Here is a 263-nt window from a genome sequence, read left to right as displayed (position 1 = left end):
GTGATAGACAACATTCAAATTATATGAAACCAAACACGCTATTGGCAGGTATTTTATATACCTGCCTGCTTATGGCCACAGTGCTGCCGGCAAACGCCCAACTACGCACCCAGAAAGGACAGAAAAAGGGCATCCACCTTGCACTGAACATTACAAATCAGAAAAAGCAACCTTCGCGCACATACTTCAACCTTGGACTACTGAGTAACTACCCATGCTTGAACGGTATGGGCATCAACGCCTTGTCCAGCGTAACCTACCAC

The 263-nt window shown here is 46.4% G+C and carries 1 protein-coding gene; it reads left to right on the top strand.

The genetic code is table 11. The features are described from left to right. Positions 1-23: 23 nt before the first annotated feature. On the top strand, positions 24-263 hold a 240-nt coding region (locus tag H6A60_RS14610), incomplete at its 3' end, for a hypothetical protein (protein WP_205105333.1).

Origin of the sequence: Sutterella massiliensis (assembly GCF_016899755.1) — a bacterium.
Classification (GTDB): Bacteria; Pseudomonadota; Gammaproteobacteria; order Burkholderiales; family Burkholderiaceae_F; genus Sutterella; species Sutterella massiliensis.
Note: the sequence above shows the minus strand (reverse complement) of the source record. Positions and strands in the feature narration are given on the sequence as shown.